General features: G+C 49.7%; 18 protein-coding genes. 3 read left to right on the forward strand and 15 right to left on the reverse strand.

Translation table 11 applies throughout. The features are described 5' to 3' along the window. Window positions 1–75: 75 nt before the first annotated feature. Window positions 76–732 carry a molybdenum cofactor guanylyltransferase gene (gene mobA / locus DP091_RS17935; protein WP_113059573.1) on the reverse strand — a complete coding sequence of 219 codons (657 nt, stop codon included), beginning with the start codon at window positions 730–732 and terminating at the stop codon, window positions 76–78. A 192-nt stretch (window positions 733–924) separates the two neighbouring features. Between mobA and DP091_RS17940 the strand changes: the two genes are divergently transcribed. After that, window positions 925–2,160, forward strand: coding sequence for an MFS transporter (locus tag DP091_RS17940; protein ID WP_113059574.1), 1,236 nt, complete (start codon window positions 925–927; stop codon window positions 2,158–2,160). A 142-nt stretch (window positions 2,161–2,302) separates the two neighbouring features. Here the strand turns inward: DP091_RS17940 and DP091_RS17945 are convergent, their stop codons facing one another. Next, the gene (locus DP091_RS17945) at window positions 2,303–4,021 is read right to left on the reverse strand and encodes a glutamine--tRNA ligase/YqeY domain fusion protein (protein ID WP_113059575.1); all 1,719 of its coding nucleotides are present in this window, start codon (window positions 4,019–4,021) and stop codon (window positions 2,303–2,305) included. A gap of 276 nt (window positions 4,022–4,297) precedes the next feature. Between DP091_RS17945 and DP091_RS17950 the strand changes: the two genes are divergently transcribed. Next, window positions 4,298–4,552 (forward strand): DUF2164 domain-containing protein, encoded by a 255-nt coding sequence (locus DP091_RS17950; protein ID WP_071218900.1) that lies wholly within the window; start codon window positions 4,298–4,300, stop codon window positions 4,550–4,552. A 39-nt stretch (window positions 4,553–4,591) separates the two neighbouring features. Continuing rightward, window positions 4,592–5,140 carry a GNAT family N-acetyltransferase gene (locus DP091_RS17955; RefSeq protein ID WP_113059576.1) on the forward strand — a complete coding sequence of 183 codons (549 nt, stop codon included), beginning with the start codon at window positions 4,592–4,594 and terminating at the stop codon, window positions 5,138–5,140. A 123-nt stretch (window positions 5,141–5,263) separates the two neighbouring features. On the opposite strand, the gene DP091_RS17960 is transcribed toward DP091_RS17955, so the two are convergent. The 13 genes from DP091_RS17960 to DP091_RS18020 form a co-directional block, all read right to left on the reverse strand. Beyond that, the gene (locus tag DP091_RS17960) at window positions 5,264–5,923 is read right to left on the reverse strand and encodes an MOSC domain-containing protein (protein ID WP_113059577.1); all 660 of its coding nucleotides are present in this window, start codon (window positions 5,921–5,923) and stop codon (window positions 5,264–5,266) included. Window positions 5,924–6,153: 230 nt separating this feature from the next. Beyond that, the gene (locus tag DP091_RS17965) at window positions 6,154–6,651 is read right to left on the reverse strand and encodes a GNAT family N-acetyltransferase (protein WP_113059655.1); all 498 of its coding nucleotides are present in this window, start codon (window positions 6,649–6,651) and stop codon (window positions 6,154–6,156) included. Window positions 6,652–6,734: 83 nt separating this feature from the next. Beyond that, a complete protein-coding gene (locus DP091_RS17970; RefSeq protein WP_113059578.1) occupies window positions 6,735–10,115 on the reverse strand; it encodes a GH36-type glycosyl hydrolase domain-containing protein in 3,381 nt (1,126 codons plus the stop codon). A gap of 40 nt (window positions 10,116–10,155) precedes the next feature. Beyond that, complete coding sequence (locus tag DP091_RS17975) at window positions 10,156–12,321, reverse strand: glycoside hydrolase family 3 N-terminal domain-containing protein (protein WP_113059579.1); 2,166 nt, start codon at window positions 12,319–12,321, stop codon at window positions 10,156–10,158. A gap of 199 nt (window positions 12,322–12,520) precedes the next feature. After that, the gene (locus DP091_RS17980) at window positions 12,521–13,282 is read right to left on the reverse strand and encodes an alpha/beta hydrolase (RefSeq protein ID WP_113059580.1); all 762 of its coding nucleotides are present in this window, start codon (window positions 13,280–13,282) and stop codon (window positions 12,521–12,523) included. A 24-nt stretch (window positions 13,283–13,306) separates the two neighbouring features. Continuing rightward, on the reverse strand, window positions 13,307–14,308 hold the full coding sequence (locus tag DP091_RS17985; protein ID WP_113059581.1) for a LacI family DNA-binding transcriptional regulator: 1,002 nt from the start codon (window positions 14,306–14,308) through the stop codon (window positions 13,307–13,309). 41 nt (window positions 14,309–14,349) lie between these two features. Beyond that, complete coding sequence (locus tag DP091_RS17990) at window positions 14,350–15,168, reverse strand: carbohydrate ABC transporter permease (RefSeq protein ID WP_100540992.1); 819 nt, start codon at window positions 15,166–15,168, stop codon at window positions 14,350–14,352. Between the two features lie 51 nt (window positions 15,169–15,219). Next, on the reverse strand, window positions 15,220–16,107 hold the full coding sequence (locus DP091_RS17995; protein ID WP_373456931.1) for a carbohydrate ABC transporter permease: 888 nt from the start codon (window positions 16,105–16,107) through the stop codon (window positions 15,220–15,222). A 128-nt stretch (window positions 16,108–16,235) separates the two neighbouring features. Beyond that, on the reverse strand, window positions 16,236–17,489 hold the full coding sequence (locus tag DP091_RS18000) for a sugar ABC transporter substrate-binding protein (RefSeq protein ID WP_113059583.1): 1,254 nt from the start codon (window positions 17,487–17,489) through the stop codon (window positions 16,236–16,238). 448 nt (window positions 17,490–17,937) lie between these two features. After that, a complete protein-coding gene (locus DP091_RS18005) occupies window positions 17,938–19,191 on the reverse strand; it encodes an MFS transporter (protein ID WP_113059584.1) in 1,254 nt (417 codons plus the stop codon). 368 nt (window positions 19,192–19,559) lie between these two features. Continuing rightward, a complete protein-coding gene (locus tag DP091_RS18010) occupies window positions 19,560–21,395 on the reverse strand; it encodes a sensor histidine kinase (RefSeq protein ID WP_113059585.1) in 1,836 nt (611 codons plus the stop codon). Beyond that, entirely contained in the window at window positions 21,392–22,972 is a 1,581-nt protein-coding gene (locus tag DP091_RS18015; protein ID WP_113059586.1) for a response regulator, read from the reverse strand. Before DP091_RS18015 ends, DP091_RS18010 begins: the two co-directional genes overlap by 4 nt. 119 nt (window positions 22,973–23,091) lie before the next feature. Continuing rightward, window positions 23,092–24,771 carry an extracellular solute-binding protein gene (locus DP091_RS18020; RefSeq protein ID WP_113059587.1) on the reverse strand — a complete coding sequence of 560 codons (1,680 nt, stop codon included), beginning with the start codon at window positions 24,769–24,771 and terminating at the stop codon, window positions 23,092–23,094. Between the last annotated feature and the right edge of the window lie 43 nt (window positions 24,772–24,814).

A 24,814-nucleotide genomic window follows, 5' to 3' on the forward strand; every position in this document is an offset into this window, starting at 1 on the left:
TGGCGGGGTTATTTTTTTAGGATGAATGCCGTTTCGTCGGACTTTTACACACCTTTATTCAGCTATAAAACTCTGCTATCTTTCCTCAGCCAAGTCCGCATTCATCAGGCCGCCTGCTGCCTCGTATTCCCCAGGCGTGTTCATATTAAATAAAATTTTGCGCGGATCAAGGCCCGTAATTGCCTCTAATTGCTCCTCGTGCACGAAGACGGCATTCAGCTCCTTCACCCACTCGACCATGCGAAGTTGTCCCTTGGTCAGCCTGCGTTCAAGGTCTTCTACGATTTCTTTGCGATATGCCGCCAGCAGCGGATGCACCCTGCCTTCTACAACAGGAATTACAGCATCGGCTGTGAGCTGCTGATTCGCCAGATTCAGCAATCCCCGAAGGAAACGCTCATGGATATGGGGCATGTCGCACGCAGCAACCATATTCCATGTGCTTTGGGAGGACTTGAGCGCGGCATGAAGTCCCGCCATCGGGCCCTGACCGACATAAAAGTCGGGAACGCATTCCAGTCCAAGAAATTGATAAGACTCTGGGGTATTGGTGGACAGGATGACGCGGCCGCTAACCTCGTCAAGCGCCTGGACCGTTCGCTCGATCAAACTCATTCCCTGCATGGGCAGGAGCGCCTTGTTTCTTCCCATTCTCCGGGAGGCCCCGCCTGCAAGCACGATACCCGTCACCTGATCCGGCGAAAAGCCGATTTCGATGGGTTGACCGCTCATATGTTCTACCAGCCTTTCTTACACGTTGTAAAAAAACTTGATTCAGTTTATAGGTTAATATCCAGAATAATGGAAAATCATTTAAAAGATGGTTTGTATCCCTTTTCAATGCGTGATACATTGAAAGGGAAAGCGGCTTTTTTTCGATGCCGCGATTGTGGATTGTATTCGGTTTGAAAGGAATGACCCCACTTGCGGAATACGGACAACGCCCAACCTTCGCTGATATCGCTCAAGCTGTTCAACTTCTTCATTTACGGAACCATGGTCATCTTCACCGGTTTCTTCCAGCTATATTTGCAAGACATCGGCATGAGCAAAATCGAAATCGGCAGCCTGATGGCGATCGCGCCATTCGTGTCCATCTTCGCCAATCCGTTCTGGGGATTCTGGGGTGATCGGGAGGCAAACATCAAGCGGGTGCTGCTGATCATGATGACCGGTACGCTGCTACTGGTTCAGCTTGTATTTCAGGCGAATACCTATGCAATGATATACATGACAATGATTTTCTTCTATTTCTTCCAGACTCCGATGTTCTCGCAGACAAATTCGCTGATTCTAACCTATATTGAGGGAACGCAACACAAGTTCGGCTCGTTCCGGTTATGGGGCTCGCTCGGATGGGCGCTGACGGCCATCGCTGCAGGGCCTGTCATCGATCGGCTCGGGTCGGGGCGCATCGCCATCGTGTTCTCGATTATGCTGCTGGTGGCGGCCGTGTTCATGTTCACGCTGCCCTCCATCCAGAAGACCACAGCATCGGCATCGGTGAGCCTTAGAGGACTCAGCAGGCTGTTCCTGAACTCCTATTTTGTCTGTTTTATCCTGTTAGGCATTATGGTATCCATCCCGAACACAGCCAATAACACTTTTATGTCCCTATATATCCTGGAGCTTGGCGGTACCAAGCAGATGGTCGGCCTTGCGATCTTCTTCTCGTCGATATTTGAAGTGGTGATCTTCATTCTGTTTGACCGCTTCCTGAAACGAAAAATCAATGTCCTGGTCGGCTGCCTGACGATTGTCAGCCTGCTCTTCGCCATCCGCTGGCTGCTGATGGCGGAAGCCAACAGCGCGCTGGAGGTGGCATTCATCCAGCTCCTGCACTGCGTAACCTTCGGCGGCTATTTCTATGTCGGCGTGCAGCTGACGATGCTGTTTGTGCCGACGCCGTATCGCGCTTCCGGACAAGCGATCTATACCTTAAGCTGGAGCGGCATATCCGGCGTCATCGGCGGTCTTGCCGGCGGCTGGATGTTCCAGAACTTCGGGGCGCAGATCATGTACCGAACCGGCACGATGCTTGCCATCGTGGGTGCCATCGGCTTTGGCTGGATGTGGTACAATCTTCGCAAGCACGGGTATCAGCCGCTGCATCCGGATGATCTCGATAGCGACGAGATGGAGGAGTACGCTGCGAGTTAGACCGTGGTCCTGTACGCAAGCCATTCACCAAGATGGTAAATATAACAAGACTCGAATGAATCCTGTAACGGAATCTTCGAGTCTTGTTTGCGTTATAGAGCACAGGAGACTTCTTCTGCGCCGCCTATGCCGTTATCTTGATTTAGTTCTTCGGAAGCTGGAACGAGCTCTTCAGGGAGACCACGCGATTAAATACGGGACGTCCTGGCTGCGAATACTTCGAGTCGACGTTGAAATATCCATGACGGAAGAACTGGAACTTGTCCTGCGGCGCAGCATCCTTCATATTCGGTTCCACGAATCCCTGCACGATTTGCAGCGAGTCCGGGTTGATGTCGTCCAGGAACGACTTCTCGGCAGGTGCTTCTTCCGCTTCGCCTGCAACCTCCTGCACCAATTCGGCTGCTTCCTCTTCGTCCTTGAACAGCGGTTCGAACAGGCGGAATTCAGCAGGTACGGCCTGCGTCGCTTCCACCCAGTGAATGGTTCCTTTCACCTTGCGTCCGGTAAAGCCGCTGCCGCTCTTCGTCTCCGGATCATACGTGCAGTGGATCTCGACGACCTTGCCGTTCTCGTCTTTGATCACGTCATTGCACTTGATGAAATACGCATGCTTCAAACGGACCTCGTTGCCGGGGAACAAGCGGAAATATTTGCTCGGAGGATCTTCCATGAAATCCTCCTGCTCAATATAAATCTCGCGCGAGAACGGAATCTGGCGAATCCCCATCTCCGGATTCTCCGTGTTGTTCTCGGCATCCAGCCATTCGATCTGACCTTCAGGATAATTCGTAATGACCACCTTCAGCGGGTCCAGCACAGCCATCGTACGCGGCGCCTTCAGCTTCAGGTCCTCGCGGATAAAGTGTTCCATCACTTGGCGGTCCACCGTGCCGTACGCCTTCGAAATTCCCGTCTCAAACACGAAGTTGCGAATGGCTTCAGGGGTATAGCCCAAGCGGCGAAGTCCGGAGATCGTCGGCATGCGCGGATCATCCCAGCCGTCCACCACATTCTCGTCGACGAGCTGCTTCAGTTTACGCTTGCTCGTAACCGTCTGCGCCACGTTCAGACGTCCGAATTCGTACTGATGCGGCGTGCTGTCCATCTCGCATTCGGCCACAACCCAATCATAGAACGGGCGCTGATCCTCAAACTCCAGGGAGCACAGGGAATGCGTAACCCCTTCAATGGCATCCTCCAGCGGATGGGCAAAAGCGTACATCGGATAAATGCACCACTTGTCGCCTGTATTGTGATGATGCGCGTGAGAGATCCGGTAGATGACCGGATCCCGCAGATTAATATTCGGCGAAGCCATGTCGATCTTGGCGCGCAGCACGCGCTCGCCGTTGGCGAATTCCCCTTTGCGCATCCGCTCGAACAGATCCAGATTCTCATCCACGCTGCGATCCCGGTATGGACTATTATGCCCTGGCTCGGTCAGGGTTCCGCGCGTTTCGCGGATTTGGTCGGCGGATTGGTCATCCACGTAAGCCTTCCGTTTCTTAATCAGCAGCACGGCACGACTGTACATCTCTTCAAAATAATCGGACGCGTACCGCAGCTCTTCCCAATCGAATCCGAGCCACTTCACGTCCTCCTTAATGGAGTTAACATACTCAATGTCTTCCTTCACCGGGTTCGTATCATCGAACCGCAAGTGCGTCCGTCCGCCGAATTCATCGGCCAGTGTGAAATTGATCCATATGGCCTTGGCATGTCCAATATGCAAGTAGCCGTTCGGCTCCGGCGGAAAGCGGGTAACGATTTCCTTGACTTTACCGGACTTCAGGTCTTCGGTAATAACATTTTTTATGAAATTGGAGGGGGTTCCCCGATGGTTCTCCACGTTGATCAACCTTTCGTCCTGTAATTTCTGTCTATCTCCTGTATAAACGTGTTTCCCTTAAATATACCTGTAATGCCGCGATTGTTCAAGGAAATCGGCGCCTCCGTGCCGCAAGCTGCCAGCTTGCGATGAGGATTCCGGCAAGCAGTCTGCTCCCAGCATATCACCCGCGAACAGAAGATTCTCACATAGCCGAAAGTGACGGCGAAAATCGTTTTGACGGGGAATGGCCAATAGGGTAGCATGGAGAGAAAAACAGCTATGAAGGAGGCCTGCAATCATCTTATGAAACCTACCAAATTCCCTAAAGAACAACGCGAACAGCTGATTGGACTGGTTCAGGAATACTTTGAGACCGAGCGCGGCGAAACCCTCGGCCATCTAGCCGCAGAGGGTGTTCTTGATTTTTTCACGGAGACCTTAGGGCCTCATCTATACAATCAAGCGCTCAGCGACTGCAGAACGGTTGTCAGTCAGCGTATGATTTCCCTTGAAGAAGATATTTACGCATTGGAGCAAAAAGTGAAGCGGACTCGTTAAAGCTACATACACTTCACGAGAGAACAAAGGAGATACCTTATGTTTGGATACACATTAGATGACCATGTTGAATTGCGCCCGCTTGCCATAGAGCATGCACGGGCGATGTTCGAGATTACCGATCGTTCCCGGGACCGCCTCCGCAAGTGGCTTCCGTGGGTGGATGCCGTCACCGAGGTCAACGATACCGTCAATTATATCAAAGGCGCCATGAAGCAAGCGGCCGAGAACGGCGGCTTCTCGGCCGGCATCTGGGTCCGCGAGGAGCTGGCAGGCACCATCTCGTTTCATGAGATCGATTGGAACAACCGCTCCGTCAGTATCGGATACTGGCTGGATCAGCATTTCACGGGGCAAGGCCTGATGACAAGCGCATGCCGCGCCTTCACGGATCACGCGCTGATGCGCATGGGCCTGAATCGGGTGGAGATCCGCTGTGCAACGGCGAACCATCGCAGTCGGGCCATTCCGGAACGCCTGGGGTTTGTGCTGGAGGGAGTCATAAGGGAAGCCGAGAAGCTGCCCCAAGGCTATGTTAACCACGCGGTATACGGCATGATTCAGAGCGAATGGAAGCGGATGAGGTAGCCACTATATCCTGAACAAAACCGGCTTGAATCCCACGATAAGGACGCATGCCGGTTTTGTTGTATGTATGTGTTCTAGAAGATAGGCTGACCTTGGCTTAGAAGCCTGGCAAGAACCATCGTCTCACTCCGGATTCTCCCGCAGGGTCTCCAGCCATTTGCCGAATTGCGTCTTCAGGCTGGCGGACAACACGTCGATCTCCAGCATGCGGGACAATCCGCGTTCATCCTTCCGTCCATCCTTCATCATGCGAAGCACGTCCAGCACCGTTATGCCGGAAGCATGGGATTCAAGCTGAGTGACCGCTGAATCGGGATGGACATCCCCTTCCTCCAGGACTCGAAAATAAAACCCGCTGTAGCCCGTATTCAATACTCTTGCCGGCATATCTTTCACGCCATGCTTTTGCGACAGCTTAAAGCATGGGTATCGGGGCTGACTGACCTGCACCACCGCGTCGCCTATCCGGTATACATCCCCGATGCAGACCCGATCCTCCAGCATCCCCCGCAGCGTCAGGTTTTCGCCAAAGGCAGCATACGCCATCTGTTTTCCCAAGGAGTGTTCCCAATAAGGATAATGCTCGGAGGGGTACGCGCAGACCGCCTTATCCACACCGCCGTGATTGACGAGATCGGCCTGACCATCCCCCTCGAAATTCAATGCGCTTAGAAACAAGGGGCCCTCCACAGGCTGCTTATAGATTCCCGTGGACAGGTCCTTTCCCTGGTAATCAACCGTTACAGGCTTTCCCACATTCAGCGATACAATGCCCATGGTCATGGCAAATAACCTCCGCCTTCTTTTTCTTTTCATCTACTATATGCAATAGCGTGTGCCCTTGTCCAGAAGCCCTTTTAAGTGGCGGACCAAATAACATAAGACCAACCAGAAACCCTGGTTGGCCTTCACATACAAAACAGCCCGGCAAACTGCCGGACTGTTCAGCCCTATGCCCTTCATCCCTCTTCCGCTTGGTAACCCGGCGTAGAGGTATATCATGATGTGATCAATCATGATAAGAAGCAGCACATTAAGATATCATCGACGTAACGTCCATCCACATAAAACTCCTGAATCAGCCTGCCCTCTTCCTGAAACCCGCACTTCCTGTAAAAAGCGAATGCGCCAGGATTGCTGGACAGCACCCGCAGCCTCAGCTTCGAAATGCCTTCCGCGCGCGCCATATCCTTCACGGCACCGATCAGCCGCTGCCCGATGCCCCGCCGTTTATAGGCGGGGTGAACCGCGATATTCAGCTCCAGCACATGGCGATTACTGGAAAGGTTTGTGGGCGACCGGAATCCGACGTAACCGCACAGCTCTCCCTCATGCAAGGCCACGAGCTGTGTGCCTGGCGGACAATGCAGAAGATAATGATCTCTTGAGTTCCACTCCAATGGGGCAGGGGCCGTATTGCGATCCCACACCAGTTCGTCGAGTTCCATGAGTGCAGCAGCATCCTTCATCTCGGAGAACCGGATGGTCAAAGTCTCTTGACGGGTCTTCATCGCCATCCCTCGCTTTGTTAACCATTCCCTCTATTATATCAGACCGGTTTGCGTCCTGCAGACGAGTTTCACGGGGTCAAGAATTATTGTTCATGAATAGAGGCGTAAATATCCACGACACAGCCGGTGTCGCCCTCTCCGGCCAATCGTTTGAAATCCGCACCTGCAATACGAACGCCGCCTGTGCGATATCGGTTCCGGATCGTATCCGCTGCTACATCCTGCCCGTTAATCGTAATCCGGGTCCGCTCGGAACGATCCACGTGATAAATGAACGTTACCGCTATTCCAGCGTAATTGAATTGGAACTCCAGGCCATCCAGCGTCTTCGGCAGGACCGGATCAATCACCAGGTCTCCTCCCGCTTCGCGAATACCAAGCGCATTGGAAATCAATTGATTCATGTAGATTCCCGGACCGCTGGAATAAATCCGCCATCCGCCTTTGACAGGTACGCTTCCGCTTCGCAGCGCATCAAACGATTCCTGCGCTTCATAGCGCGTGTTGAACTTCCCGTCAGAGCTGCTGAAATAAGCATTGCTCTGACGCAGCTCCGCATTCGGCACAACCTCGGCAATGCCGATCGGGTTAATGCGCTCAAGCCCGCTCCAAACCTCGCTGCTCTTGCCGAGCTTGGCCATCGCCTCTACATAACGGATGTGCGCATGCACATATTGAAGGCCAATCTCCCGGCCAAAATTCGCCGCCTGCTCCGCCCGTTTAAAGTGTGTGCTGACGCCGCCGGCATATACGGCTGGACGGTTCATCAATCTCACGCCGTCCGGACAGAACAGCTGCTCTCGGATAATCTCATAATGGCTTGCTGCCTGCTCCGGCGTCAGCAGCTCGCTGATCATGCTGCGCGTCATCGGAAGCAGGCGGTACTGGATTCCCGTTTCCTCATCGGACGGATGCAGCAGGAATCTGCTCTGCTCCTTACTCTCCATATAGACAAAGCCCGGAATGACTTCGGAGTTCAGGATATACATATTAAAATCCCGCTGAATTCCTTCAGCGAGTTCACCTATCGCACTTGACATCGCTAGATCCACTCTTTCCATAACGCGCGAGAACTGGTTCAAGGTCTGATACGTCAAGGCGACCGTCCAGCTGCTGACCATAAACTGCTTCAGCTGGGCGTTAGCCGGCTGCAGCGTATCATCCCAATCCCCGTCTCCATAAGAAGACAGATAGGTATCATGAAGGAAATGATTTTGAATATAGGCCATTTGCTTCTTCACATGCTCAAGCACGGTGTACGTCTGCTCGGTGAAATCAAAGCCGTGCTTTCTCGTGTATGGAACGGCAGACTCCAGTATGCTGTAATCGTTAGTGACAGCCAAATAATCGCCCAGCACCTTAAGCGGCCATACGATAATATCGCCGTGGCTCTCTTCCTGCTGAATATGAGCGTACTTATCAAACATGAACCATTGCGGCCAATTTCCGTCATCCTCATACTGGTGGGAGTACACTTCAAGCAGGATATCGCGTACCTGCTCGTATTTATGGGTAGCCATAAAATATTCTACAGGCCCTTGGCATACATCGCGCGTTCCCCACGCTGCACCGCCGTATTGTTCCAGGCCGTGCGGTACCGAATAGTGAACGAGCATGTTATGCGTATACCACCAGGCCAGCGCATTCACCTTGAACAAGCCGTCTTCCTGTCCATTCTTCAGGCTAAGATGGAACCCGTTCATGACAGATGCGTAGAATGAGCGGTAACTTGCAATCTCTTCATCGGCCACCCGCGCCGCAAGCGGAGCGTTCACTGCATCAAGGCTGCCTTGTACCGTCATGATCCATTCTACACTCTCACCAAGCTCAAGTACCGTTAAAGAGGCACTGCCAGGCGCGATGTTGCTTGCCAGACAAGTTTCGTCCTTAACCTGCATATCGGCTCCCGTCACGTCAAGACGATAATGCAAATCCTTGTACACGGCAGCGCTGAGCGAAGCCGAATCGGCACGGAACGTAATGATGCCGTCTTCCTTAAACATATGATATGGCACTTCATACTCGTTGACATCCATCGTGATCTGCATGGTGACCAAATAACGGTAGGCTCTTCCGCTCTCTGAGCGGACCTGGAGCGTAACCTCCGATGCCGCGGCAGACGTGAAGTTGGTAATGATCAGCATATCGCTTTCGGTCTTATAGTACCACCGCACATAGTTAAAGCCGATCTCGAACACGGACGGCATCGTCAAAAGGCGATATTCCCCGTCCATCTCGACATAGATCCGCTGTCCGGATGTCTTAGGCACGTTTAGTGCATTCCGCGCATGACTCATCATTTTGTTAAAATTTGTGTTCCCTGTTACCAGTTGGGAATTAAACACGCCATACATGCAGGAGGTTGTCGTAAGGACAGGGCTGCCCAGCTTCACATTGTTGCCGCTCATCAAGATATGACCGTGCGGACGCTCTACGCGGAGCTCCTTCTCCTTCAAAACGATATGCTCATAGGTATCCGTGAAGAACGAGAGGAGTTCTTCACCGTCACGCTCCTCTTGGCGGCGTACAGGATACAAAGTATTCAGCTCGTCTTCCTTCAGCGGCAATGTGCGCAGAGGCTCCCCGAAACGCTCGGATCGCTCGATCCGAGGCAGCGGATTGCCCGTCTCCGTCAAGCGGCTCGCTGCAACCTGCTGCCACGCAGCCTGAACCTCATCCTTGAATTCAAGCGACGCGACCGCTTCCGGATGATCCTCCTTAAACAAGCCGTAAAATACAAACCGAGCCGTGCTACCATTCAGTGTAACGCTAGGCGACTGCAGAGCCGTATAGGCAAACTCATATTGATATACCTCATTCGGCAGGCTCTCCTTGGTCAAAGCCTCCGCCTGATTCGTTTCTTTGTAGGAAAGGCCAAAGAACTGAAAGCCATCCGTTGCATACCCGACCACAGAAGTCAGCGCTCCTTGTTGTAGATAGGGGAATACGTCTCCCTGCGGCTGATTTTGACGGGAGCACACGACATACCCCAGATCTTCCTGCTGAAACACAGCATGGTCGATGTACTGGGACAAATAGGCCTCATTGTTACGAACGGCGCCCGGATGTGCGATGCCGATATCCTGTCCATACACGACATCGGCTTGAGTCCCTTCCCCCTGAAGCTCGACGTCCCAGAACCAGGCACCGGTATCCGTTGGGGTAAACAAAACCTTGTAATCTACTCCCTTGAAGCTGCCTTCCCACATCATCCGGTTATCCGCATGAGTGACCACGCTGTTGGAGTGTACTCCGAGCATAGGAAAGGCCTCAATGCCGCTTCCAGTATGGATTCTCAAAAACAAATTGTTGAGGGAACCATCAATCGAGTTGGAGAGCAGTTGATTGATCATCGTCGTGCCGTAAGTGGCTTGATAAAGATCACCGCTAGGCAAAAAGGAAAACGTCAATTCTCCCGCCTTGAGTACAATCTTCGCATCGTTCATTACATGATTGGCTGTCACAAGTTTCACTTCCTATTCTGCATAAATGATGTCAGTCGTGTTATTTCCGAAGCCGAAAACGTCTTGTCTCCGTATCCCGGCTATTCTTTCCGACCATAATGTCGAACTCGCCCTGATCGCTGATGAAAGACAGATCCGAGTGATGATAGCGCAGCTGCTCTTCGGTCAGTGTAAACGTGATTTCCTGTCGTTCGCCCGGCTGAAGCAGCACCTTGCGGAAAGCCTTTAGCTCCCTGACAGGCCTAACGACCTCTCCGAATCGGTCGCGAACGTACAGCTGGATCACCTCTTCGCCAGCCATATCGCCGGCATTCGTCACCGAAACCGTAATTTCAAGCGGCTGATTCGGGGACATTTCATCCGATGACAGCGTCATCTTCCCGTATACGAATTCCGTATAGCTGAGGCCGAATCCAAACGGAAGGAGCGGCTCATTCGGAATGTCCAAATATTGCGATACATAGCGTACCTGCGCATCGGGGGCATCCTTCGGACGGCCGGTGTTAAAATGGTTATAGTAGACCGGCACCTGCCCAACGGAATAAGGGAACGACATGCTGAGCCGGCCGGAAGGATTCGCCTCGCCCGTAAGCAGCGAAGCTATGGCCGCCCCGCCTTCACTTCCCGGGAACCAGGCTTCCAGCACGGCATCAACCTCATCCCACACGCCATGCAGATCCAGCGGACGGCCGTTAAACAATACGGCAACCATCGGCTTATCCAGCTTTTTTAGGTGCTGAATCAGTTCAAGCTGCGGTTGCGGCAGCGTTATAATCGCACGGCTGCCCGCTTCGCCGCTCATCTCGGAATCCTCGCCAAGCGCAAGCACGATCACGTCGGCTTCTTTTGCAGCCTTCATCGCCTCTTCCAGCTGCTGCCCGGTCATGACGTTCACGCCGCAGCCTTCAGCCACCGTCAGCGCGCCGGGAGACAGCTTGGAACGCAATCCCTGCTCCAGCGTTACCGCGTCTTCTTTGGAGCCTGTCCAGGACCAAGGACCAAGGATATCGCCGCTGGCAGCGAACGGGCCGATCAAGGCTACGCGCTGCCCGCCGCGCAGCGGCAGCAGGGAATCGTTCTTCAGGAGCACGCAGGATTTCGCCGCGGCTTCCCGGGCCGCCTGACGATGTTCCTCACAGAACACAATCTCCCGCTCCGCCTGCGGATCGGCTCCCCGCACAGGGCGCACGAACAGTCCGAGGCGCTTTTTCAAAGACAGAATGCGCAGCACCGCTTCATCGATCAGGCTCTCGTCTACCCGGCCTTCTCGTACCATGTCCGGTAAATGATGAACATAGCTGGAAGTCATCATCTCAATGTCCACGCCCGCTTCGATGGCTCTTAACGCTGCCTCTGCCTCATCCTCTGCTACCCCGTGTGGAATCAGCTCTTTGACCGCTCCCCAATCGGAGATCAGCACGCCGTCAAAGCCCCATTCGCGGCGGAGCAAATCGCGCATTAGCCGTTTATTGCCCGTAGCCGGTATGCCATCCACGGTATTAAAGGCGGTCATGACCATCTCGACACCCTCATCCAGCGCGGCCTTGTACGCAGGCAAGTAATATTCCCGCAGTTGACGCTCGGACATGTCCACCGTATTGTAATCGCGACCGCCTTCGCCTGCTCCATATGCGGCAAAGTGCTTCACGCAAGCAGCCAGCCGGTTGAGATCGCCGCTTAGATCATCCCCTTGGAAGCCTCTGACAAAAGCTCTGGCAAATTCACTGTTTAAGTAAGGGTCTTCACCGGTCGACTCCATCACCCGTCCCCAGCGGGGATCGCGCGCCAGGTCCACCATCGGTGCAAAAGTCACATGCAGGCCGGATACCGCGGCTTCGCGCGCAGCGATTTCCGCACTCCGCTCCGCTAGGCCAGGGTCCCATGAGCTCCCCATGGCGAGCGGCACCGGAAAGATCGTTTTAAAGCCGTGAACGATATCAGCCATCATCAGCAGCGGAATCTTCAATCGATTCTTGCGCAAATGGGCTTCTTGGACAGCTATCACTTCCTCCGCACCTGCCAAACCCAGTACGGAGCCTGCATTACTTACGATGTCATCAGTGATGCCAAGCGACTCCATCGGTCCTGTGATCTGCCCCGATTCTTGAGCTCCTTCAAAAAAAGGGACGGCCAGTTGTATAAGCTGCGCAATTTTCTCCTCCAGCGTCATCTGCTCGATCAGAGAAAGTAGTTGTTGATCTGCCATTTCCCATCCTCCTTTGTCATTACCGTTCTCTTTTTCATTAATTCGAAACGTTTTTATTTTTCCGAAAGCGATCATTGTATCCCTTAAAATCATATATTTTATAAGAGTTTCGACTTATAAATCAACAATTCTAAAAAAGAGAAATCAGCACATATCTGCGTATTAAATCGAAACGTTTCAATAGATGCGGACAAAAAACTCAGGGCAGGGGCAGCCAATCCAGCACCCGCTGAATTTTGCGATCCCAATATCCCCATTCATGACCGCCGGGTTCTTCCTCATAAGTGATATGAAGTCCCAGGCTATCCGCATAGCGTTTAAAGGTTTGATTATCGTTATACAAAAAGTCCTCTGTCCCACAGCACTGATACAGCATCGGTTTGTCACCACGGTATGCCGCGAATTCCGAGGCTAAGAACAGTAAATCGTCCCGGCTTCCTCGCAATCGATCGACGCTTCCAAACAGGGTACGGATTTCTGCCTCCTGAAAGCCGGGTCCTGCAGCGCGGCTGGCGAGATCCAGCCCACCTGACAGGCTTGCGCCTGCCGCATAACGCTCGGGATAACGAAGCGCCAGCTTGAATGCCCCATACCCGCCCATGGAAATCCCAGCAACAAAGGTATCTTCTCTTCGCCCTGACACCGGAAAGAACGACTGAACGAGCTGAGGAATTTCCTCGCTCAGGAAGGTAAAGTAAGGCAAGCCGTTTGCCATGTCCATATAATAGCTTCGTCCGACTCCCGGCATCACGAGCGCGATGCCTTTATTCTCGGCATATCGTTCGATGGACGACCTGCGCATCCATTCGGTCTGATCCGCTCCTCGTCCGTGAAGCAAATAAAGCACCGGCAGTTTCGAAGAAGAACCGTACGGCAGCAAAGCGGCTTGCGGCAGAAAAACCTCTATGCCGGTAGACAGTTTCAGTGTTTCGGAATAAAAATCACACGTGATCCATGCCAAGTTCCTCATCTCCAATCCGGTCCATTAATTCTCTACTTTGCTCTTTCCTGCAGATGCCCGTTCCATCATCTCGGTCGTCAGCATATAAGACTGCTTCACGGATTCACCGGCCAATATCTGAAACAACAAATGGGCTGCAAGCGATCCCGCCTCGCTCTTGGGCTGCTTGATCGTGGTTAGCGGCGGATTCACATATTCGGCTAATTGTATATCGTCATATCCGATGACGGATACATCATCCGGCACCGATATGCCGCTCTCCTCAAAAGCCTTCAATCCTCCGATGGCCATCTCGTCGTTGCCGTAGAACACCGCCGAAGGAAGAGCTCCTTGCATAATCATCATTTTGGTTGCATTGTAACCGCCCTCGCGCACGAAGTTGCCGCTGAGACGCCATTTCGACTGTTCCTCCAGCCCTGCCTCGGCAAGTGCCCGTAAATATCCCTGATAACGCAAATGGTTATCGTACGAATCTGACGAACCGCTGATGTATGCTACATACCGATGACCGTTCTCAAGCAGATACCGGGTAGCCTTGTATCCTCCTTGTTCCCCATCGACCAGCACATTGACCAGGTATTCGCTGCACAATGGACGATCCATCACGACAATCGGAAATTGGGGACCCGAGGTCTCGATCAGAACTTCATCCCGGATATTAGGTGCAAGTATGATGGCACCGTCCGCCCTTTTCTCTCTCAAAAACTTAACCGCCGTTGAATCTCTGCCACCCATCGAACTACAGGCGATCAGATCATATCCGTTGGTTAAAGCGACTTCCTGTACGCTTCGAATCAGCTCGGAATAATAAGGCCCGGATAGATCCGTCAGAATAAGAGCGATTGTCTTGGTGCGGCTCCGCTTCAAATCCATGGCAAATCCGTTCTTCCGATAATTCAACTGCCTTGCTGCCTCGAGCACCTTTGATCTTGTCTTGGAACTCACTCTGCTGTCGCCGCTTAACGCGTATGAAGCCGTTGACAAGGCGACTCCAGCGAGCTTTGCCACATCCTTAATCGTTGCCATTTCCTTACGCCCCTTCTACTACTAAAAAAACTCTATCTATTTTATTTCATGCCAGAGATCGTATATCCTTCAATAATATGTTTTTGGAAGAAAGAAAATACGATGATAATCGGAACAACCATAAATGCAGCGCCTGCCATCTGGAGGCCGAAATCAGATCCGTGCTGTCCTTTCAGAAGCTGCAGACCCACCGAAAGCGTATAAAGCTTTTGGTCATTTGCCATGATGAGAGGCCACAGGAAACTGTTCCAAGCGCCGATGAAGGCCAAAATTCCCTGTACCGCAAATACCGGCTTCGTGATCGGAACGATCAACTGGAAGAAAATCCGCAGCTCTCCCGCTCCATCCAGCCTGGATGCTTCAATCAGATCCGTAGGGATCGTGGACATGAACTGACGGAAGAGGAAAATCCCGAATGCTCCGACCAAGCCAGGCAGCACAATACCCGCCATCGTGTTAGTCAATCCCATGGCATTAATCAGCAGGTAGACCGGAATCATGGTAACCTGTCCCGGAATCATCATCGTTGCCAGCACGAGATAAAACAGCTTCTTGTTGCCGGGAAACTCGTATTTAGCGAATGCATATCCTGCAAGTGCATTGAGGAACAGACCGACAAAAGACCAGAACACAATGATAAGCGTATTTTTCAGGTATACGATAAAGTCCAGCTTCGTAAATAAATCCACATAATTTTCAATTGTAAATTCTTTCGGTAATAGCGTCGGCGGAACTGCCGTAAATTCATTTTCCGGCTTGAATGAGGACGTGATCATCCAGATAAACGGAATCATCATCAGCAGTCCTCCTGCAATGAGCAGCACCGTCATGACTGTTTTCTCAATTCTTTTAGCTGCCATACCCTGAGCCTCCTTCAGTTACGATACGAAAACATCGGTTGAACCTGAAACTTAATATTCGACATCTTTTCTCTTGACTGCGAATTGTACGACCGTTACAGCGATAATGATGATGAAGAGCACAAACGATCCTGCAGCCGCATAACCAAAATTGCTAAGCTGGAAGCCATTGTTATAAATAAAGAGGGCCATCGACATCGTGGAGTTCAGCGGTCCGCCCTTGGTCATAACCAGTGGCTCCTCGAAGAATTGAATCCAGCCGATCAGCGTCGTAATCGTGACAAAGAAGGTAGCAAAGCTAAGGAGCGGAACCGTGATGTACAACAGTTTTTTCCATTTGCTTGCACCATCGATCTCCGCCGCTTCATAATAGGAGCGTGGAATGCCTTGCAGCGCAGCCAGAAAAATGATCATATTGAGGCCAATCGATTTCCATACAGCCAGAAGAATCAAAGATAACTTGGCAAGTGTAGGATCATTCAGCCATTGCTGTGCGGGAATACCAAACCAGGATAACATATGGTTAAAGAGGCCGTAATGGCTGTTATACAGGTATCCCCAAACAACCGCGACCGCCACAATATTCGTAATGGAAGGCATATAATAAACAACGCGGAATGTCTTAAACAACCATCCCGTGCCATAGTTAAGCAGCAATGCAGCACCCATGGCAAGCATAACGACAAACGGAACACCGATAATAACATAGAACATGGTGTTAAACATCGATTTCAGAAAAACCGGATCTTTAAATACATTCATGAAATTATCGAAGCCGACGGCTTCAATATTGGAATAGTTGGCGAGACCCGCCAGGTCGATATTCGTGAAGCTGATGACAAGCGCAATGATGATCGGAATGATTGAGAACGTCAGAAGCAGCACCAGTGCGGGCGCAATAAACATATAAGGATATTTATATTGGTTAAAGCGCTTGATAAAGTTCTGCAATGTCATTCACCTCCTGCAAGTGTGGGTTTCTCAATAAAAGAATAACGCTCTTTGGAAGCAGTCAGGCTTGTTTCATCCTTCGAAAAAACAAGCCGGGCTGCGCTTAAGACGCACTCTTATTTTTTGTTTAGAATTTCAGTAGCTTTCTGATTTAAAAGATCCATTTCTGCTTTGATGTCAGCACCGCCAAGCGTAATTTTCTCAAATGCGGCAATGGCTTCTTGGGAGATAGCATCCCACTCCTTAATGAACGGAACAGGCTTAGCGCTTTCGAGCTGTTTTCCGAAGGTAGCAAAAATCGGATCTTCAAAGCGTTGGTCTTCCCATGCACTCTTAACAGCAGGCAGGTTTTTAGCCACATCATAGTTGGTCAGCTGCGATTCTTTTTCACTCATGAAGGAGATGAATTTAACGGCTTCATCTGCATTTTCCGTTGTGTTGAATACCGACATGTTCGCTCCGCCGAGGAACGATGCATTGTTTTCTTTAGCCGGGAGTGTCGTCGTAGCCCATTTGCCTTCAATCTCAGGCGCTTTGTCTTTAACGCCCTGAATCATCCAAGGACCGCTGATAAACATCGGGAATTGTCCGTCTTTAAATGCGGCAAACAGATCCAAATCACTGGCAAGCGGCGTCATACCCGTATCATAGAAGCTCTTCAGGTATTCCATGGCTCCCATGAATTCCGGCTCGTTAAAATGAGGCTTCCTGTTTTCGTCGATCATAGCGCTTCCATTCTGCCAAGCAAACATGGACAGATAGTTCATATCTTTAGCATCAATGGTGATTGCGTAATTGCCGTCTCCTCTCGCTGCCAGTTTCTTACCGGCATCCTTCATTTCATCCCAAGTCTTAGGACCTTCCGGATAGCCTACTTCAGCCAGAATGTCTGTACGGTAGAACAGTACCCGCGTTTCCACATACCATGGGATGCTGACAACCTTGTCATCATAACTCATGGTTTGCACAGCACCGTCAAAATAATTTTCTTGCTTCAAGTTTGGATACTGCTCAAGATAAGGCGTCAGATCGAGCAAAGCTCCAGCCTGAGCAAATTCCGGAATCCAGGTTGTTCCCATCTGCACGACGTCTGGGCCGCTTTTGGATGCAACCGCTGTAAGCAGCTTGTCATGGGCACTGCCCCAAGGAATCAATTGAACGCTTACCTTAACGCCTGGATTCTTCTCTTCATATTGCTTAATCAAGGTTTCGTCAGATGTGTCACCCATCAGCCAAACTTTCAGTTCCTTCTTGCCTCCACCGCCTTCGCTACCTCCATCTGCTTTCTCAGACCCGCCCGAGCATCCGGCTAATACGACGGAGAACACCAGCAATGCTGCCAACGTCCACAATATTGATTTTTTTCTCATTCTACATTCACCCCGTTTTTAATGTTTACCACCATGCGAAACGTAATGCAAAACCTAATTGAAAGCACTTACTTCGAAACGTTTCGATTTTATTCGAAAAAATAAAGACGCCGGATAAAGGTTGTTTCTATAATCCTACTGTCTCTTCATTCCCCCTATAAAGCACCTTTCCATGGTTACCCTAGGGATAAACATGCTATTGTGTATTCATAATAAATAGATCACTTGCTTGATCACTTCAAAAAACGCATTATGTTTTGAAACGTTTCGACAAGTTCATTATAGCTCCCTCTGAGAGCGATTTCAATATCCTTTTTATTTTTTTTGTAAGGCGTTTCTTTGACAAGTGGTGTAAGACTTAAACCGTAAACAAAAAAAAGCAGCAAGCTCCGATGAAGGCCTGCTGCTTAATCCTATATCCTGAATTATATCAACTATTAAACATAAGCTATGCGTTAAGGTGACCTGCATTCTTGTCATGAGCGTCGTAATGCAGCGGGATGTTCTTACTAATCCGGGCATGTACGGCAAATGACAGGAATGACAACACGGCAACACCTACAGCCAACCATGCCACCGGCGCCAACCCGCCGCCGTCATACATCGTTCCCATCGCATAAGGCCCAATCACCCGGCCTGCGGCACCCATGCCGCCTGTCACGCCGATATAGAACGGAGCCGCTTGTCCTGCACGCTCCGAGATAAAAGCCGGGATCGCAGGCGAAATCAGCATTTCCCCCAGTGTGGCCAGCACCATCGCCAGGATCATGCCCGGATAACTGTGCACCGTCACAATGACGACATAAGCTGCCAGATAGAACAAAGCGCTTGCCGTCATCTGACTGCTCTCCGTACGGGCCGCCCAGCGCTTAATGGCATTCGTGAGCGGCTGAGCGGCAAAAATGAGGATCCCGTTCAGCGTCCATAAATAACCGTAAGCCGTCTTGGACATTCCCTCCGAGATGATGAACGGAGACACCCCTGTGTTCCAGATGGAATTACCGAACCACAGGAAAAGAGAACCCAATCCCATAAAGAGATAAATCCGGGTGTTTCCGAGCAATGCCCAAGCCCCGGGGCCCGCCGGCAGCGGACTCTTGGGCTGGGGATGATGGGACCCTTGCGATGCGCCCGCTCCGCCCAGCTTCGTCAGGTAGGACAGGAAGAAAATCGCAAATCCGAAGGACGTGACGCCGTTTAAGACAAAGCTTAAATGATACGATATTTCCGCCAGGAAACCACTCATGGCCGTTCCTAAGGCTACGCCGATATTATTCGCAACATAAATGACATTAAACAATTCGCCCCGCCGATCGGCAAACCGGAAGCCGATAAATGCTTGAATGGCCGGCATCGATACCGCGTTACAAAATCCGATGAAACCCATCATCGCGATGAACAAGCCCCATAGGCCATTAATGAACGGAAGGGTGAACAGTCCGAGGGCATTCAGCAGCAGCGAGCCCACAATGAGCTTTTTCACCCCGACCCGGTGGTACAGCGCGCCGCCAAGGAGTTGACCGGCAATTCCCCCCATGGACTGAATCAGTATGACAAAGCCCGCATCCTTCATGCTGCGTCCCAGTTCATCGAATACATACATCGTTGTCAGCGGCCACATCAGGGACCCGCCTGCAGAAGCAACGAGACTTGCAACAAGAAAACCTCTTACTTCCTTAGGGTACTGCTCCAACCATTTCATGTTTATTATCTCCCAGCAGCCTCACAGCAGTATATTTACGCATATAACCTAAAATAGCCCCACAAAGTGGAGCCTATGCTCCGATGCTTATTCCAAATACTTTGCGGGGACCCCAAAAAACTTTATAAATTCTTATATGTTAAAAAAAAGCCCATGCGGGCTTTTTCTAATTATTCTTCAAAATGAGGCGAACGCCGTCTTTTTGTTGTCCCTATAATCCTGAAAGAATGAACATTGCTTGTCACTTCTTATCGCCCAAATCCTAGTATCGCTTGAGAGATCCATTTTTAGCAAGCACACTCATTGACGCTTTACCATAACAGCGAATTCTCAATTCTTGAAGAACCCCTTGGTTCAGAGCTCCCCGTCTACTCCGCCGCCTTCTTATCGGGGTTTGAATTTCTGGATCTTGCAGGTATACGTATTTGAACCGAGGTCCCGATTCCGACTTTGCTGAAGATGGACACGCCGTATTCGCTCCCGTAATGCAGCTTCACCCGCTGGTCGATGTTTCGAATTCCGCAGCCCGTGTGACTATGATCCTGGGGATCCAATATCTCTTGGATTCGTTCCTGCTTCATACCCAGGCCATCATCTATTATTCTGTACAGGATATCATCGCCTTCCTGTTTGACTGAAACCCGAATATGAATACGATCTCCACTCCAAGCATGCTTCAGCACATTTTCAATGAAGGGCTGTAAAATCAGTTTGATAGTCTCGTAAGGCCATATATTCGTGTCGATATCAAATGTGACTTCCATGCGCTGACCATATTTCACTTTTTGAATATCCAGATACGCATTGGCCTGCTCAATCTCTAATACGATGGGTATCAATATTCTGCCTGAATTTAAGGTAAGCCGATAAAATTGTGCCAGCTGCACAACCATATCCTGAAGTTTCTCCGTCTTGCCGAATTTCGCAAGCTGATTAATGGAGGATAGCGTATTGTATAAGAAATGAGGATTAATCTGCGTTTGCAGCATTTCAAGCTCTGCTTCCTTCTTCTGTAGCTGAGTTAAATACACTTTTTTTATTAATGCTTCAATATCTTCGCCCATCGCATTCAAGGCATTCGCAATTTGAGGGAACTCCCCCTTGCCCCGATAAGCGATCCGTTTATGCAGATCCCCTTCCCGAAATGCATTGAGTACTCCTACAATCTTCAGGATTCGTTTAGAAAAAGATCGAGAAATAACATACCCCGTATATGTAAATAACACTACGCAGATGATACAAATAACAATCAAAATCGTTCGTACTCTCTTCGCTTCCTGTTCAATAATATTAAGGGGAACTTGTGCAACGATCTTCCAGTTCTTCTGTGGCAAATTTTCTTCGATGATCAAATAATGCTTTTGATCGTGTGCTGTTAACCCCGTAGGTTCATTTATTTTGATGAGGGTGTCGTAATTGTCTTCAACAGATGGGCCGGAGGTAAACACCACATTCCCGAAGGGATCCAATACTGATAACATACTTCCGTCCCCAAGTTTCGTGTAATCTACACTATCGAACAGCTGCGATAAGCGAACACTGAACCGCATGATTCCCACTTCCTTAATTTGCAGCGGATTGTTCATATCCACCATTCGTCGAATCATCGAGATCCGTCCATCCCGCTCATCCTCTTCCACCTGCCTCCAGATCATGGTTGCATTGTATTTCTCCCCCGGCAGTGTGAAATACCAAAACTCATTGGAGACTCGGGTCATATGGTAAATATCATAGGTTTGTTCGTTGAAATCTTGGTTGATTTCGTGATTCCAATTTTTATACTTCTCGTACACCGTTTGATTATGAAAATAGACGGACAGCCTTAAATTAAGACCAACCGCCTTTGCAGCGCTTTCTAGCTTGGGGAGAATCACATTGTTCATACGGACATAGTTCTCAGCACCCGATAAATTCCGGCGGACGCTCTGAATGAATGCAGGATCATCATACAACGTCGCCGATGTTTGGACGATATCATCCACCTTATAGGCAACGTTATCCCGAATCTGCTGAAGCGTCCCCTGAATGTTGACGCGGGTCTGTTCGCGCATAGTCTCATCATACATCGAATGCGAAATATAGAAATTTACAGAAACCAATAGCAAAGTAAAGAGCGTAAAGGTCAGCATGAGCTTATAACCGACGGGTATATACCCCAGCTTCTTGCCGTCTGTTCCGGATGATGGAATCCAGTGATTGTTCATCCCAATTCTCTCTTTCGATATTCCATGGGTGTCATGGCAAATTTTTCTTTGAATTGTCGGCTGAAATAAGGAAGATAGCGGTATCCTACCTGATCGGCGACTTCATAAACCTTAAGGCCAGGCTGTTTTAGCAATTCACATGCTTTTTCCATACGCAGTTGTACAAGCAGTTCATTAAACGTATTTCCGGACCTCTCTTTAATCAAAAATCCGATATGACTCGGCGAAAAAGAGAAATGCTGGGCAATATCCTTGATCGTTATATTCTCGCTCATTCGTTCTTTCATCGTTTGGATGACACTGCGGATGAATTTGCTATCTTTAGAATTGGATTTCTCATATAATCTTTCCGAAATTTCGAATATACGCTGGATGAACCATGAACGAATATCGCTGACGGTTTCGAACTGCATCAAGATATCAAGATGATGAATATCCATGCCTAACAGGTCAAACAAGTCTTCATTTCGACTGCTTAAATATTGTTCGAGCTTCCATATAATATAGTTCGACATATTATGCACGGTAAAACGGGAGCGCAGACTCCTTATAGAACCGAATAATTTTTCCAGTTCGTCACAGATTTGAACCAGCTCGTATTCCTTCATTGCCTTAAAGAGGACGTTCATGCGTTCATCAAGCATCCTTGCATCCAGCATTCCCGGCTCGGCACTGACGTCTTCATACTTGATAATACTTCCCTTGCCCAGAAACATCTTGCCTTCCACCGCTTCAACAGCTTGCCTGTACGACAGGTGTAGTTGATCCAAGGTGCGTACGGGTTCACCAATGCCCGTTGTCATGGATGTCATCAAATGCTGCTGAACGCTATCCATCAGTGTACTTATCGTTGGAGTAGCGTTACTGTCCTCCAGCAGTATCGCTACTCGTTGCGAAGACAGCTTACAGTAAGGAAGCATGCCGCTCCCACTATCCGTAATCGCCTCTTGAATACGTTGCAGGAATATTCTAGCCAATTCCCTCTGTGAGGAAAGGCTCCCCGCCTGACGCCATGAAACATTATCGAGCTCCATGACTGCGACGCGAACCGGCCATTTCAACTGGTCGAATTCATAAGAGATACTCATCTTTGTCAGTAATTCTTCTGATTCTTCCCGCTCAAGCAGACGTATAAGGAAATCGCTTTTGACAATGGGGATCATCTCCTGATAAGCCATCTCCACCTCGCGCTGCTTGTTTTCTTCATCTAGATCCCGCTTTACCTTGATTAAGGAAGCAACAAGCTCCCTATCGTTCATCGGCTTGAGAACATAACTATAAGCGTTCAATAAGAGTGCTTGCTGTACATAACTGAATTCCTGATATCCGCTGACGAATATGACTCGCATGTTAGGTTTATGTTCAAGCGCAATCCGTGCCAGCTCGAGTCCAGACATATAAGGCATATTGACGTCGCTGACCAGTATATCGATATCCTCGTTCTTGATAATTTCACATGCCGACAACGCATTATTGACGCTTCCCACGACTGTCATACCCAGATCAGGCCAAGGAATGAATCTTTTCATTCCTTCGAGATCCAGCTCTTCATCATCGACTAGCAGCACCTTGTACATGGAACCCCCTCCAGACAATTATAAATAACTGCTTGATTTACATATTTAGTTCGCAAACAGAGATATCCCAAAGAACCTTATGGATTCTTTGGGAAGTCCCCTTGATGTCACTGTGTTATTTATTTTCCGTTCAGTTTAGCTAAATTCTCTTGCCATTTGATCGTCCTCCATTCCAGAAGCTGACCATAGCCCAGATCCATCAAATCCTTGTTTCCTTGGTCGAGAATTTTATCAACCTCTTCGTCGCTCTTCGCCATGACGGACTTAGCATAGATTTCGAGGAAAAGTTCATCGACAGATGCTTTGATAATGCCTTCATCCGAATCTGGAGCCGGATTAAGGTTAACAAATTCTGTAACGTTTAATTGAGTTGGCCAAGTAATCGTTTGTTGGTAACGTGTTCTCCAGTCCTGTTCTTCGAAGGGGAGATTCTCCATGTATTTATATTTGGCAGGGTCAATATAACTCGTATTGCCTACGAACATAACAGGCTCATTCTTAGATTGAATCTCTGCTACTTCTGCCGGATCATAATTCTCGGTGAAATTCGGCTTACCATCTTCATCGAATCCATCCCAGTTCTTTCCTTCCGGACCGAAAAATTGAACGTTCATCCCTTCCGGACCTGTGTACCAGTCGAGGAATGCGAAAATCGCTTCAGGGTCCTCAGCATCCGTTGTAATATAGGCAGCATTCCATCCAAAGCTCGTATAGGTGCCCGGATAAATCTTATTCTTATCCAGACCTGGCTTATGAATAGGCCAAATCATGAAATACCCGCCATCCGGATCTTGTTTGATCAGTTCAGGGTGCGCTTCGCCTGCCATCGTTGTGGGACTTGCTCCTGCAAAAACTGCCACTCTGCCTGTCATGACTTTCTCCAAAATCTGATCTTCCGTTTGGTTAAAGGCATCTTGAGAAATGAGCTTCTCTCTGTACAGTTTAGCAATATATTTCTGAGCCTCTCGGAATACCGGATCTGTAAGTACTGACGTCAGCTTTCCGTCTTTTGGAACAGCAAGCAAGCTAGCATTCAGATTCGTGTAACTCGCTCCCTCTCCGAAGGCCGTGTATAACACGCCAAGTCCCTGTCTTTCCTGTGCACGGTGCGGCTCGAACGGAATGATGCTGCTGCCGTACTTATCTTTAACTTTCACCAGATAATCATATAGATCGTCCGTTGTTTCGAGCGGAGGCTCGCCCAGCTCTTTATAGATTTTCTTGTTAACTACGTAACCGGCGTTACCGTATGGATTGGATGAATACCAGTTAGGGAACATGTACAGCTTGCCATCATCTGAACGTAACATGTTCAGATCGCCCATCCATGTCTTCAGGTTGGGATACTTATCCAAATAATCATCATAAGCTACCAGCTTTCCTTCTTTGCGGAGTCTCTCCATGTCTGGATGGTTCTTGTCTGTCCAGATCATATCCGGCAGCTCGTCGGAAGCCATCATCGCACTCAGCTTTTGCGTATGTGCTCCAGCAGCCGCAATCATGTTGATTTTCACTTGTTTTTCTTCACTTAAATATTTACCGACAGGCGTGCTTTCCCATTTAGGGAAGTCCGAGTTCTCATAGTGAGAATATGCTGAAAACTCCAGCGGCTTCTCACCAAGCACCCATTTACCGTCACTATTCCCCTCTGCTGGCGGGTCGGTTTTCTTCTCGCCATCATTGTTCGCTGCCGGTGGTGCTGGAGCTGGAGCTGCCGATTTTCCGCATCCCGCTAGAGCCGTAACCATTATCAATAGCAACGAGACCAATACGAGCAACGGCTTTTTCGTCTTTCTCATTCACTTAACCCCTCTCATTAACAAAAATATATATGTTCAAAGC

The sequence above is a fragment of the Paenibacillus sp. MDMC362 genome (assembly GCF_003269305.1).
Lineage (GTDB): Bacteria > Bacillota > Bacilli > Paenibacillales > Paenibacillaceae > Paenibacillus_AQ.